The following is a 12,543-nucleotide window of genomic DNA, read 5'->3' as shown; positions in this document are numbered from 1 at the left end:
GGTGAAAATTTCCACGAGAAAGGACTTATTGCAATGGACTTTATGAAAGCCGCACAACTGTTAGATGAAGGTCATGCTTTGAAACGTCATTCCTGGAAGAACCCTGGATATATAACGAAGGATAAAGAAGGCGTCATCGTCTTTTTTGATCATAACGAACCATCTGTTTATCAGCTGACTGCTGAAGATGCGCTTGCCTCTGATTGGGAAGCCTCTGCGAAAGATAACTGGAAGATCGTCTCTGTCTCCCACGACCGCGAATTGATGGAAGGCAGGTTGTTCATTTCCTATCACATCCGCTCTGAAAATGAAGGACACATTTTGAACAACCATATCGTTCCGCAGGAAGAGCTTTCTCTATGGTCCACATACGTTGACCTGGACCTGGAAGAGTCTGCGCGCCACTTAAATGAACAAGATGTGGCCACCGTTCAACACACATTAAGCGCCTAAACAAAAGACCTCCAGCCGGAGGTCTTTTTTCAGCTTGTAGAGAAACCCCTGTTTCTTTACAAGCTTTTTTCTTTCTTACCGCCAGGAGCGTAAGCCCCTTCCCTTTCCGCGGACGAGCGCCCGAGCTTCCTCGCACAAACCACGCTCGGTGATCTCGGCCCACTCGTTCTTCCGCAGGAGTGGAAGGAGCACCGCTCTTTGGGCTTTCTTTAAAATCAAAAATACCCTCCTTCACCCAGCTCACCCTTGCTGGATGGAGGGCAGTCTTTTTCATATTCAGGCAGCCCTCAGTCATCAGCGCCTGTTCCTTCCTTTACTCATTTCCACACAAGCGACAATAGCTCAGCTCATCCCGTTCTTTTGAATCTGCCTTCAACATTTACTTTTGCATAGGACACGTCTCTTTCACTTTTACAAATGCCAGCGTCAGCGCGCAGAGCGTTCGGTGGTGACGCCTGCGGGATCAGCGCGGGCCGAACACCCACTTGGTCAAATGGTTTTCTTGACCAAGTCAGCTGAGGCTGTGCCCTCGTCAAGCATCCACGGCTAAACGGAACGCGCCCCCTCACCACAATATCCGGACGATTCCAACTGGATAACACGGACTTTTTTACAATCTGAAAAGACGCGCCCTCCGGCGCGTCTTTTGTTATCTATTTCTTTTTCTTACGTCCTTTTTTAGGAACGCCTTTGTTTCTATAGAAAGGTTTGTTCCCTTTCTGTTTGTTTTTCTTTTTTTCTTTCTCTTTCTTCCGGTCGGGGCCTTTGGATTCAATCTTCTTCGGACGTTCCGGACGCTTCCGCTCTTTACGCGGCTTCATCCCATCAATTTCAAAGTCGACGACTCTTTCCTCAATATTGACGTTGGTAACACGGATGGTGACTTCATCACCGATCCGGAACACATTACCAGTCCGTTCCCCGATCATCGCATACTGCTTCTCATGGAAATGGTAATAGTCATCCGTCAATGTACTGACATGGACGAGGCCTTCCACCGTGTTCGGCAGCTCGACGAACATTCCGAAGCTGGTGACAGAACTGATGACACCTTCATACTCCTCACCGACTTTATCCTGCATGTATTCGGCTTTTTTCAGGTCATCGGTTTCACGCTCGGCATCAACGGCCGCACGCTCCATTTCAGAAGAGTGGCGGGCGATTTCAGGCATCTGGTCTTTCCAATGCTTCCGCGTTTTGTAATCCACCTTTTTCTCTACCAGATACGTCCGGATTAACCGGTGAACAATCAAGTCAGGGTAACGACGGATCGGGGAAGTGAAGTGCGTATAATAATCTGTAGCAAGTCCGAAGTGCCCAAGTCCCTGCGGATCATATTTCGCCTGCTGCATGGAGCGGAGCATCAGTTTGGATATGATCATATCCTCCTGCGTCCCTTTCACTTCTTCCAGCACCTTCTGCAGCGCTTGAGGGTGGACACTGTCTGCCGTTCCTTTTACGACATAGCCCATGTTGGCAACAAAGTCGAAGAACGTCTGCAGTTTATCCTCAGCCGGCTCCTGGTGGATACGGTGGATGAATGGGACTTCCATCCAGTGGAAGTGTTCAGCCACCGTTTCGTTCGCTGCAAGCATGAATTCCTCAATGAGACGTTCTGCTACAGAACGCTCACGCAGGCGCACATCAACGGCTTTGCCTTCCTCATCTACCACGACACCCGCTTCTTTGAAGTCAAAATCAATCGCACCGCGGTCCATCCGTTTACCACGAAGAATCGAGGCAAGTTTTTCCATGTTCTGGAACATCGGAACAAGATCTTTATACTTTTCCATTAAGGCAGGATCTTCGTTGGTTAAGATTTCGTTGACATCTTTATAGGTCATACGCTCGTTTGTTTTGATCACGCTTTGAAAAATCTCGTGGGAAACCACATCTCCTTTTGGACTGATTTCCATTTCACAGGAAAGTGTAAGGCGGTCCACCTGCGGGTTCAGCGAGCAGATACCATTGGAAAGCCTGTGAGGGATCATTGGAATCACGCGGTCAACGAGGTACACACTTGTAGCACGCTGTCTGGCTTCCTGGTCGATCGGAGAGCCTTCCCCGACGTAATACGTGACATCAGCAATGTGGACGCCCAGATGATAATTGCCGTTGTCCAGCTGTTTGACTGCTACAGCATCATCAAGGTCTTTGGCGTCTGCACCATCAATCGTTACGATCGTCTCATCACGCAGATCTCTGCGGTTCTTGATTTCGTCCTCACTGATCTGATCAGGGGTTTCAGCCGCCTGTTCCAGGACCTCATTAGGAAAATCAATCTTTATCCCATGCTTATGAATGATGGAAAGGATATCGATGCCCGGGTCATTTTTGTGACCGAGGATTTCAACAATCTCTCCTTCTGCACTCATCCGATCTTCAGGGAACTTCGTAATATTCACAATGACCTTGTGCCCATCTACAGCTCCGTTGTTTTGGGATTTAGGAATGAAGATATCGTTGGGGATCCGCTTATCATCGGCAATAACAAAGCCAAAGTTACGGCTGGATTCATACGTACCTACGACTTTTGTTGTCGCTCTTTCCAATATACGGATGACAGCGCCCTCAGGACGGGAACCATCCTCCTTCCGCTTTTCAATGCGGACAAGGACTTTGTCATTGTTCATCGCTGAATGAAGGTCGGAATGATGGATATATACATCATCACTGCCTTCTTCGTCGGGAATGAGAAAAGCAAACCCTTTCGCATGCATTTGAATGCGACCGCGGATCAGGTTCATCTTTTCCGGCAGCCCGAAGCGGTTTTTCCTCGTTCGGACAAGCTCCCCTTCTTCTTCCAGCTCATTCAGGGATTTCATTAATACTTTAAATTCATCAGAACTCCCAAGTTCCATCGTGTCCTGCAGTTCCTGGACAGATAGAGGCTTCGAAGCGGTTTCTTTAAATAAGTTCAAAATCTGCTGTTTTAATTCAGTCGTCATTTGCCTTACCTCCTTTTAAGTGAAGGACCAGACGGATTACGACCAGTCAAGGGAGTTCAGGAACTGCAGAATATCTTCGTGCAGCTCTTCCTTTTCCTTGTCCATCGTAATGACATGTCCGGAATTTTCGTACCATTTGATTTGTTTATCGTCTGTTTCCACCTGCTCGTATATATAATCGGCACTGCTTGTATTAATCATATCATCCTGCGTTCCCTGTACAACGAAGGTCGGCGTATAAATTTGATCCACGTTGTCATGAACGTCGTTGATTAACCCGCCGAGTTCCGTAAACATGTCCTTCGATTCATCAAGCAGTTCCTGGATTTCCTTTTCAATCGTCTCTTCATCTTTCCCTTCCAGCTGCTTATACTGACGGGCTTTGAATTCAAATGTTTTCGTCAGCTGTTTTTCGTTATCGAAGAAAATAGGGGAACACATCGTTACCAGGCCTTTGACAGGAGTGGAATACGCCGTCTTCAATCCAAGGACACCGCCCAGGGACAATCCTGCCACGGCGATTTCTGTATGTCCCAGTTCGCGCAGGTGGTTCAACGCTTCCTGGACATCACTCCACCAGTCTTCAGGTCTTGCATCCAACAGTGCTTCAAATTCTCTGCCATGACCGGCATAAATAGGGGCGTGGGTGGTATAACCGTGCTTCTGCAAAAACCGGCCGAGCATGCGCACATCGGCAGAATGGCCGGTAAATCCATGTAATAATAATACCGCACGGTCTCCTCCCTCAAACGTAAATGGCTGAGGTTGTTTAATCTTCATGTCGATTCTCTCCTTACTTCATCTATGTCCTATATTGATAAATTTCATTCTTTTCAGCAATGTAATCTATTTTACCAAAATTACACCGCCCTGGCACATTCTGCGTATCTGCTCAAGAACAGGATGAAACTTATTTTCAACCTTCCCATCTCCTACGCATCGCAAACCCTTTGATAATAAGGAAGCGCCGCGGGGATACGGAGTAAAATGTACGCCGGCAGGAATGACTGGATCTTCAGACGTCCCGGCATTTGATCTGTCCCAAGAAAACGTCTTCGACCAAAATGGGATTTCACTTTTATGTAAAACTTCTCATAAACAAAGAAAAACCACGCATTGTATAAACGCGTGGTTTTTAACGTTCAGCTGTCATCCATTAAACGATATAGCCTGTAAGGAAAGCCAGAACGAAGAACAAGACGCCGGTCACAACCGTTGATCTATGAAGAACGGCATCAATCCCGCGCGCTTTCTGCTTTCCGAACAACTGCTCAGCTCCTCCGGATATAGCTCCGGACAAACCAGCACTCTTCCCGGATTGTAGAAGTACTAAAACGATAAGTGCGATTGTATCTATGGTCAGCAAAGTGATAACAAGTGTTTCCATGATGTTCGAACACCTCCTAAAGACGTACAAATAACTATTTTAAATGTAGCATAAATGCCGGAAGCCGGCAAGAACATCCCATTTCATTTAATGGAAGCTTCCTGACTGTAATTGATAATTATTGATTGATTTTGAAAGAAAATGCTTGTTTTTTGAAAGGGCTTTCTTTATAATAGAAGTATAAAGATCAAGGAGATGACTCCATTGCTTACACCTGAAAGACATGAGCGGATAATAGAAACAGTCAAAAACAATCAAACCGCATCAATCAAACAGCTCGTGGAAGTTACTCAGGCCTCAGAGTCTACCATCCGCCGCGACCTTGATGAGCTGGAAAAACAGGGTCACCTGCGGCGTGTCCACGGCGGAGCATCGATCAAACAGTCTGCTGCAGATGAACCGGCCATGAAGGAGAAACAGACGAAATACCAGCGTGAAAAGCGGGCCATCGCTTCCTATGCCGCGTCTTTTGTTAAAGATGGGGATTCCATATTTGTTGACGCCGGATCGACGACCTACGAAATGATTCCTTTTCTTAAACAGAAGGATATTATCGTCGTGACCAATGGGCTGGACCACCTGCTGGCTCTTACAGAACACGGCATCCGCACTTATGTCCTTGGCGGACTGGTGAAATCCCGTACAGGGGCTGTCGTAGGAGCCGGAGCTTTACAGAACCTTAAACAGTACCGCTTTGACAACTGTTTCATGGGTGTCAACGGCATTACTCTTGAAGATGGGTTTACCACCCCGGATCCAGAGGAGGCAGCGATCAAGCAGCGGACCCTGCAGATCTCACGCGAACGGTTTATATTAGCAGACCATACCAAGTTCGGCGAAACGTCGTTCATTCAATTTGCTGATATACATGAGGCGGATATTATTACAAACAATAACGGCACAACGTATAAGGACTATGCCGAAAAAACGAATATAAAGGTTGTGACAACATGATTTATACCTGCACGTTGAATCCATCCATTGACTACATCATGCATGTGGATTCATTTGAATCTGGTGGATTAAACCGGGCTGAGCAGACATTTTTCTACCCTGGAGGAAAAGGGATCAATGTATCCAGGGTCGTCGGTCGGCTCGGTGTAAAGTCCAGGGCGCTCGGATTCATCGGTGGTTTCAGTGGTGACTTCATCAATGATTTTCTTGACCAGGAAGGTGTCCAGCACGCGTTTATTAACACCGGTCAAAAAACAAGAGTCAATGTAAAGCTGAAATCTGGAGACGAAACGGAAATTAACGGCCCCGGCCCAGCATTGTCTGAAGAGATGCAGCAGTCATTACTGAATCAGATTCAAGAACTGAACAGCAATGATATCTTAGTCCTTGCAGGCAGCGTTCCCTCTTCTCTGCCAGAGGATTATTATGAACAGATCACTAATATATGCAGAAGAAATCATACAAAGGTCGTTCTTGATACATCAGGAGAAGCGCTGGAGCAGATTCTCGGACAGCCGTTGTTCCTGATGAAGCCCAATCACCACGAACTGGGAGACTTATTCAATGTAGAAATCCGTACGCCTGAGGATGCGGCATTATATGGAAAGAAACTCGTAGAACGTGGTGTCGAAAACGTCATTGTTTCCATGGGAGGCCGGGGAGCTGTCTATGTAGGCCGCGACGAACAATGGTATGCCAATGTCCCGAAAGGCACGGTCAAAAACTCGGTGGGTGCCGGGGATTCCGTCGTTGCAGGGTTCCTGGCTGCTTATACGGAAGGAAAGTCCATGACAGAAGCTTTTCGATTCGGTGTCGCATCAGGGAGCGCTACAGCGTTTCAGGATGATCTTTGTCAGCAGGAAGATGTCCTTCAGCTGCTTAAGCAAATCAACGTATCACCAATTCAATAAAGGAGTGATTCAAAATGAGAATTACAGACTTGTTAACAGAAGAGACGATTGTTCTGAACATGTCCGCTTCATCAAAGCCGGAAGCCATTGACGAACTGGTCGGCAAGCTGGATGAAGCCGGCCGTTTGAACGACCGCGACGGTTTTAAGAAAGCCATTGAAGATAGAGAAGGACAGAGCACAACAGGGATCGGAGATGGGATCGCCATCCCCCATGCGAAAACAAGTGCTGTGCAGAATCCCGCAATTGCATTCGGCCGCTCCCAGGACGGTCTTGACTATGAATCCCTGGACGGTCAGCCGACGCATTTATTCTTTATGATTGCTGCTTCCGAGGGGGCCAACAACACTCACCTGGAAACCCTGTCGCGCCTCTCCTCCTTCTTGATGGATACGAAGTTCCGCGAGCAGCTGGAAGCCGCTCAAACGAAAGAAGAGATCATTGAAGCGATCAATGCAAAGGAAGCCGAGGATGAAGAACCCGAGGAGGAAACCAGCGATCAGCCTTCAGGAAAGGTTCTCGCGGTTACCGCCTGCCCGACAGGGATTGCCCACACGTACATGGCTGCTGATAAGCTGAAAGCTACAGCGAAAGAAATGGGCGTACCGATTAAAGTACAGACGAACGGATCCAGCGGTGTGAAGAATCGTTTGACGAAAGAAGACATCGCTGATGCGGCAGCTATTATCGTAGCTGCTGATACAAAAGTGGATATGGAAGATTTCCAAGGAAAACATGTGATTGAAGTTCCTGTAGCCAAAGCGATTCACGAGCCGAAGGAATTGATCAATAAAGCCTTGAATCAGGATGCTCCTGTGTTTCAAGGAAGTGGAGGCGGCTCCAAGGAAGCTTCCAGTGAAAAAGGTCAACGGACAGGCTTTTACAAGCACTTAATGAATGGTGTATCCAACATGCTTCCATTCGTTGTCGGAGGCGGAATCCTGATTGCCATTTCCTTCTTCTGGGGAATCAACTCAGCCGATCCGAACAGTGCCGAATACAACCGTTTCGCTGAAATGCTGAGCATTATCGGCGGCGCGAATGCCTTCTTCCTGCTCGTTCCTGTACTGGCCGGCTTTATCGCTTCCAGTATTGCGGACAGACCCGGCTTTGCTCCCGGTATGGTTGGTGGTTTGATTGCCATCACACAGACGGTGGAAGGTGCAGGAAATGGTTCTGGTTTCTTAGGTGGACTTATTGCCGGTTTCCTTGCTGGTTATTTAACACTTGGCGTGAAGAAAATGCTCGAAGGTCTTCCTGCTGTTATGGATGGCTTGAAAACGGTCCTGCTGTACCCTGTGTTTGCCATCTTCGGTACAGGTATGATTATGCTCCTCATCAACCCGGCTTTAACTAGTGTCTACACATGGCTGTTTGACCTGCTTGATTCCATGAGCGGTTCCAACCTTGCTCTGCTCGGCTTGATTGTCGGCGGTATGATGGCGGTCGATATGGGTGGTCCTGTCAACAAAGCTGCCTATACATTCGGTATTGCAGCGCTTGACGCCGGTAACTATACGTTCATCGCTGCTGCCATGGCCGGCGGCATGGTTCCACCGCTTGCTATGGGACTGGCAACAACATTCTTCAAAAATAAATTCACGAAGGAAGAACGCGAAACAGGTAAAGCTGCTTACCCTCTCGGCGCATTCTTCATTACTGAAGGTGCGATTCCTTTCGCAGCCGCCGACCCTGCCCGTGTCATTCCATCCATGGTTGCCGGAAGTGCTCTCGCCGGTATGCTGACGATGTTGTTCGGTATTGGCCTGCGCGCCCCGCACGGCGGAATTATCGTAGCTCCTCTCGTCGAAGGTGGGGCTGGGCAGATCCTTCTTTACCTGCTGGCTATTATTGCCGGTTCAATTCTTTCTGCAATTGTCGTAGGATTCTTGAAAAAAGACCTCCGAAAGGCTTAAAATAAGAAAGTTAGGGTACTTCAATAACAACCAATTTTTATAAGGAGGACATCTACTATGGTAGAAAAAACTTTTACTATTACATCTGCTGATGGTGTACACGCTCGCCCTGCAACCGTTCTTGTACAGAACGCAGGAAAGTACGAGTCTGATATTAATCTTCACTACAAAGAGAAAGCCGTTAACCTCAAGTCCATCATGGGGATCATGAGCCTTGGGATTCCAGCTAATGCTGAAGTGAAAATCACAGCGGAAGGCAGTGACGAACAGGAAGCGATTGATCACTTGGAAACAACAATGAAGAATGAAAGCTTGGGGGAATAACAGCATGACACAGCTTCAAGGTATTGCAGCTTCCAGCGGTATTGCCATTGCAAAAGTATACCGTCTCGAAGCTCCGGACCTTTCTTTCGACAAAAAGAAAGTGGAAAATCCGGAACAGGAGATTTCCCGTCTTCAAGACGCACTTGAAATCTCAAAGTCAGAACTTGAAAAAATCAAGGCACATACGAAAAAATCACTCGGTGATGAGCATGCAGAAATTTTCTCTGCCCACCTTCTGGTTCTTAGTGACCCGGAATTGATCCAGCCGATTGAAGACAAAATCAAAAATGATAACGTTAACGCAGAAGCCGCTCTTTCTGAAACGGCGAATATGTTCATCGACATGTTCAAGGGCATGGATAATGAATATATGCGCGAACGTGCAGCAGACATCAATGATGTAACCAAACGCGTAATGGCTCACCTGCTTGGCGTTACGTTCCCGGATCCTGCGCTGATTAATGAGGAAGTCGTCATTGTAGCCGATGACCTTACCCCTTCTGATACGGCACAGTTGAACAAGCAGTTCGTTAAAGGATTCACGACAGATATCGGTGGACGTACATCCCACTCAGCCATTATGGCCCGTTCTCTTGAAATCCCGGCGGTCGTCGGTACCAAAGAGATCACTTCCAAAGCTGGAAAGGATATCATGATCATTGTAGACGGCATCAACGGTGACGTAATCGTCGATCCATCTGATGAGCAGATTGCCACTTACCAGCAGAAGCAGGAAGATTTCGAAAAACAGAAACAGGAATGGGCAAAGCTGAAGGACGAGCCTACCCTGACATCTGAAGGCGAGCATGTGGAGCTTGTAGCCAACATCGGTACACCGGAAGATGTAGAAGGCGTTCTTAACAATGGCGGCGAAGGTGTCGGCCTTTACCGTACAGAGTTCCTATACATGGGTAAAAGTCAGCTTCCAACAGAGGAAGAGCAATTTGAAGCGTACTCTTCCGTACTGAAACAGATGGGCGACCAACCTGTCGTTGTTCGTACGCTTGATATCGGTGGAGATAAGGAGCTTTCTTACCTTGACCTGCCTGAAGAAATGAACCCGTTCCTTGGGTACCGCGCGATCCGCCTGTGTCTCGAGCGTGATGATATCTTCCGTGTCCAGCTTCGTGCACTGCTTCGTGCAAGTGTCCACGGAAACCTGAAGATCATGTTCCCAATGATCGCCACTCTTGATGAGTTCCGTCAGGCTAAAGCGCTCCTTGAAGAAGAGCGTGCCAACCTGACAAGTGAAGGTCACGAAATTGCTGAGGGCATCGAAGTCGGTATGATGGTGGAAATTCCAGCGACAGCTGTTATTGCCCGCCAATTCGCTAAAGAAGTGGATTTCTTCAGTATCGGAACCAATGACCTGATTCAATATACAATGGCCGCTGACCGTATGAACGAACGCGTCTCCTACCTGTATCAGCCGTACAATCCGGCGATTCTGAACTTGATCAACAATGTGATTGAGGCTGCTCACGCAGAAGGCAAGTGGGCCGGCATGTGTGGAGAAATGGCCGGCGATGAGATTGCCATCCCAATCCTGCTTGGACTCGGTCTGGATGAGTTCAGCATGAGTGCCACGTCCATCCTTCCTGCCCGTACACAGATCAAGGATCTGTCCAAAAAGGAACTCGCTTCCTACAAGGACGTCATTCTTGCTATGGGTACATCTGAAGAAGTCGTTGCATTTATCAAAGAAAAAACGCAGATGAAGTAGTTTTTTCTCATGGACGAGGGAGACTAAAACCGACCTGTTATGAATAACCCCGGCCTTTACAAAAGAAGAAAGTGGTGAAGCTTTTGACTTTCACAATCATTTTGATTGTCTGTATTGGTATCGTCCTGGGCATTGCCGCATTATTCGGAATGGCTGTTCATAAAGGTTATGAATATAACCATACCGTCGACCCTCTGCCTGAGGAAGATGAGACTGCACAACCAGCCAAAAAAGCTGACACCCTCTAAGGTGTCAGCTTTCAGCTTGGAGAGAAACCCTTTTTCCAGTGACTCCAAAGGAGCGGGCATCCATACTTGGTCATGGATAGGATCCTTCCCACGCAAGCGGCAGTAACGCAGCCTGTACTGTTCTTTTGAAACAGCGGAGGATCTATGCTAACCTTTCCCTTTTATCATAGCGTAGAGTTGTTTTCCACAGGCACCGGCACGAGGAGTGTTCGGTGGTGACGCCTGCGGGAACAGCGCGAGCCGAAGATCCACTTGGTCAAATGGTTTTCTTGACCAAGTTAGCTGAGGCCGTGCCCGCGGCAAGCATCCGCCGATAAGCGGAACGTGCCCTCTCAACACGACATGCGGGCATCTCTAACTGGATAAGACGAACTTTTTCTAGAGACTAAAAGCTGACACCCTCTAAGGTGTCAGCTTTTTTTATGTTCGGATAACCTTCATCTTATCCATGATATCGGTGCGCTGTTTTGCTCGTGGGATCCGCTTTGGGTAACCCATCTGAAGGACAGAGACCAGTTTATAGACGGCCGGATCCAGTCCCACTGCTTCTGCAAACGCTGGGTCGTGAAGGTAAGGACTGGTCGTCCATAGAATGCCTACACCAGCCTCCCAGGCGAGCAGCTGTACGTTTTGGATATACGCACATACCGCTGCATAATCCTCTTCAAACTTCCGCTCATCCTCATCCCTTGGCATATATATCAGAGCATGATGCGGGATCTGGAGAAGAAAATCACCAATCCCTTTTTTTAACTGTCTGGATTTTTCTTCATCATAACCTTCAAAGAAACCCTGTCGCTCATAGCTGTCGAGCACAGCCTCCGCATAATGCTCCCTGCCATGTTCCTGATAAAGATGGATGTTCCAAGGCTCCTTCATCCGATGGGTGGGCGCCCATGCAGCTGTCAGGAAGATATTTCGTAACACCTCTTCATCCACGAGTCTTTGTTCATATTCGTGAATAGAACGGCGTTTTTCTACGGCTTCCACTAAATCCATCTTTCCTCACCTCAAACAATCAGCAGATTGGTCAGCTGGTGCCCCATCCAGAATCCCCACTCCCGCAGGAAGAAAGGAAGCTTTGTATCAAGCGACTGATACGCCGAATACTGGGTAGGTACACCTTTGGCAGACATCCCATGACTTTCCGCCATGGCGACCGCCCGTTTTAAATGAAACTGATCACTGACGATTAAAAACGTTTCTAAATTTTTTTCCTCTGTTACTTCTTTTGCGTTGATGATATTGTCTTCCGTCATCAAAGAGCTGTCCTCATACAGAATATCTTCTTCAGGAACCCCTTTTTCCAAAGCGTAATTCCGTCCTACTTCTGCTTCAGAGGAGGCGGCCTGTTCACTCTTACCACCCGTAAAGATCAAGTAGTCGACATGTCCTTCCTCATAAAGCTCAATCCCCTGTTTCAAGCGTCCCTCAAATACCGGACTCGGCTTTCCGTTCCACTGAGCGGCTCCAAGAACAATCGCAGCATCCGCCTCAGGCGGCTGGCTGCCTTCCCCAAAGGTCCATACTGAATACGCCGTGTATACGCTGTACAACAGGGTGATGACCATTCCTATTCCAATGAACTTCTTCATTCGTGATCGTTCTCCTACTCCATTAGCGTATGTACTTAGTTTATCACATAAAAAAGCCTCTCTGAATCCATCAGAGAGGCTTTT

12 protein-coding genes are annotated in these 12,543 nt (G+C 47.8%); 7 read left to right on the top strand and 5 right to left on the bottom strand.

All coding sequences use genetic code 11. From position 1 onward, the window contains the following. Positions 1-33 precede the first annotated feature (33 nt). Positions 34-453 (top strand): Thoeris anti-defense Tad2 family protein, encoded by a 420-nt coding sequence (locus tag GLV97_RS11425; protein ID WP_160842178.1) that lies wholly within the window; start codon positions 34-36, stop codon positions 451-453. A 653-nt stretch (positions 454-1,106) separates the two neighbouring features. Here GLV97_RS11425 and rnr read toward each other — a convergent pair. The 3 genes from rnr to secG all read right to left on the bottom strand — a co-directional run bounded on the left by rnr (position 1,107) and on the right by secG (position 4,788). Beyond that, complete coding sequence (gene rnr, locus GLV97_RS11420; RefSeq protein WP_160838380.1) at positions 1,107-3,401, bottom strand: ribonuclease R; 2,295 nt, start codon at positions 3,399-3,401, stop codon at positions 1,107-1,109. A gap of 36 nt (positions 3,402-3,437) precedes the next feature. Beyond that, a complete protein-coding gene (locus GLV97_RS11415; RefSeq protein ID WP_160838378.1) occupies positions 3,438-4,181 on the bottom strand; it encodes an alpha/beta hydrolase in 744 nt (247 codons plus the stop codon). 376 nt (positions 4,182-4,557) lie between these two features. Further along, positions 4,558-4,788 carry a preprotein translocase subunit SecG gene (secG, locus tag GLV97_RS11410; protein WP_027956357.1) on the bottom strand — a complete coding sequence of 77 codons (231 nt, stop codon included), beginning with the start codon at positions 4,786-4,788 and terminating at the stop codon, positions 4,558-4,560. A gap of 204 nt (positions 4,789-4,992) precedes the next feature. On the opposite strand from secG, the gene GLV97_RS11405 reads away from it, so the two are divergent. The 6 genes from GLV97_RS11405 (at position 4,993) to ytzI (ending at position 10,864) form a co-directional block, all read left to right on the top strand. Further along, positions 4,993-5,742: a DeoR/GlpR family DNA-binding transcription regulator gene (locus GLV97_RS11405; protein ID WP_160838376.1), complete on the top strand. Its 750-nt coding sequence runs from the start codon at positions 4,993-4,995 to the stop codon at positions 5,740-5,742. Then, positions 5,739-6,653 (top strand): 1-phosphofructokinase, encoded by a 915-nt coding sequence (pfkB, locus tag GLV97_RS11400; RefSeq protein ID WP_160889707.1) that lies wholly within the window; start codon positions 5,739-5,741, stop codon positions 6,651-6,653. Before GLV97_RS11405 ends, pfkB begins: the two co-directional genes overlap by 4 nt. A 14-nt stretch (positions 6,654-6,667) precedes the next feature. Beyond that, positions 6,668-8,569 carry a PTS fructose transporter subunit IIABC gene (locus tag GLV97_RS11395; protein ID WP_160889706.1) on the top strand — a complete coding sequence of 634 codons (1,902 nt, stop codon included), beginning with the start codon at positions 6,668-6,670 and terminating at the stop codon, positions 8,567-8,569. Positions 8,570-8,626: 57 nt separating this feature from the next. After that, the gene (locus tag GLV97_RS11390; protein WP_160838370.1) at positions 8,627-8,893 is read left to right on the top strand and encodes a phosphocarrier protein HPr; all 267 of its coding nucleotides are present in this window, start codon (positions 8,627-8,629) and stop codon (positions 8,891-8,893) included. Positions 8,894-8,897: 4 nt separating this feature from the next. Continuing rightward, the gene (gene ptsP / locus GLV97_RS11385; RefSeq protein WP_160889705.1) at positions 8,898-10,616 is read left to right on the top strand and encodes a phosphoenolpyruvate--protein phosphotransferase; all 1,719 of its coding nucleotides are present in this window, start codon (positions 8,898-8,900) and stop codon (positions 10,614-10,616) included. Positions 10,617-10,690: 74 nt separating this feature from the next. Further along, positions 10,691-10,864, top strand: coding sequence for a YtzI protein (gene ytzI / locus GLV97_RS11380; protein WP_337192770.1), 174 nt, complete (start codon positions 10,691-10,693; stop codon positions 10,862-10,864). A gap of 420 nt (positions 10,865-11,284) precedes the next feature. Here the strand turns inward: ytzI and GLV97_RS11375 are convergent, their stop codons facing one another. Continuing rightward, positions 11,285-11,863, bottom strand: coding sequence for a nitroreductase family protein (locus GLV97_RS11375; RefSeq protein WP_160889704.1), 579 nt, complete (start codon positions 11,861-11,863; stop codon positions 11,285-11,287). A gap of 11 nt (positions 11,864-11,874) precedes the next feature. Then, complete coding sequence (locus tag GLV97_RS11370; RefSeq protein WP_160889703.1) at positions 11,875-12,459, bottom strand: YdcF family protein; 585 nt, start codon at positions 12,457-12,459, stop codon at positions 11,875-11,877. Between the last annotated feature and the right edge of the window lie 84 nt (positions 12,460-12,543).

It is taken from the genome of Halobacillus litoralis (genome assembly GCF_009856355.1).
Classification (GTDB): domain Bacteria; phylum Bacillota; class Bacilli; order Bacillales; family Halobacillaceae; genus Halobacillus; species Halobacillus litoralis_B.
Note: the sequence above shows the minus strand (reverse complement) of the source record. Positions and strands in the feature narration are given on the sequence as shown.

Excerpts from the sequence above, each read along its gene's own strand:
- GLV97_RS11425 (WP_160842178.1), top strand. The coding sequence starts at position 34 with ATGGACTTTATGAAAGCCGCACAACTGTTAGATGAAGGTCATGCTTTG.
- rnr (WP_160838380.1), bottom strand. The coding sequence starts at position 3,401 with ATGACGACTGAATTAAAACAGCAGATTTTGAACTTATTTAAAGAAACC.
- GLV97_RS11415 (WP_160838378.1), bottom strand. The coding sequence starts at position 4,181 with ATGAAGATTAAACAACCTCAGCCATTTACGTTTGAGGGAGGAGACCGT.
- secG (WP_027956357.1), bottom strand. The coding sequence starts at position 4,788 with ATGGAAACACTTGTTATCACTTTGCTGACCATAGATACAATCGCACTT.
- pfkB (WP_160889707.1), top strand. The coding sequence starts at position 5,739 with ATGATTTATACCTGCACGTTGAATCCATCCATTGACTACATCATGCAT.
- GLV97_RS11395 (WP_160889706.1), top strand. The coding sequence starts at position 6,668 with ATGAGAATTACAGACTTGTTAACAGAAGAGACGATTGTTCTGAACATG.
- GLV97_RS11390 (WP_160838370.1), top strand. The coding sequence starts at position 8,627 with ATGGTAGAAAAAACTTTTACTATTACATCTGCTGATGGTGTACACGCT.
- ptsP (WP_160889705.1), top strand. The coding sequence starts at position 8,898 with ATGACACAGCTTCAAGGTATTGCAGCTTCCAGCGGTATTGCCATTGCA.
- GLV97_RS11375 (WP_160889704.1), bottom strand. The coding sequence starts at position 11,863 with ATGGATTTAGTGGAAGCCGTAGAAAAACGCCGTTCTATTCACGAATAT.
- GLV97_RS11370 (WP_160889703.1), bottom strand. The coding sequence starts at position 12,459 with ATGAAGAAGTTCATTGGAATAGGAATGGTCATCACCCTGTTGTACAGC.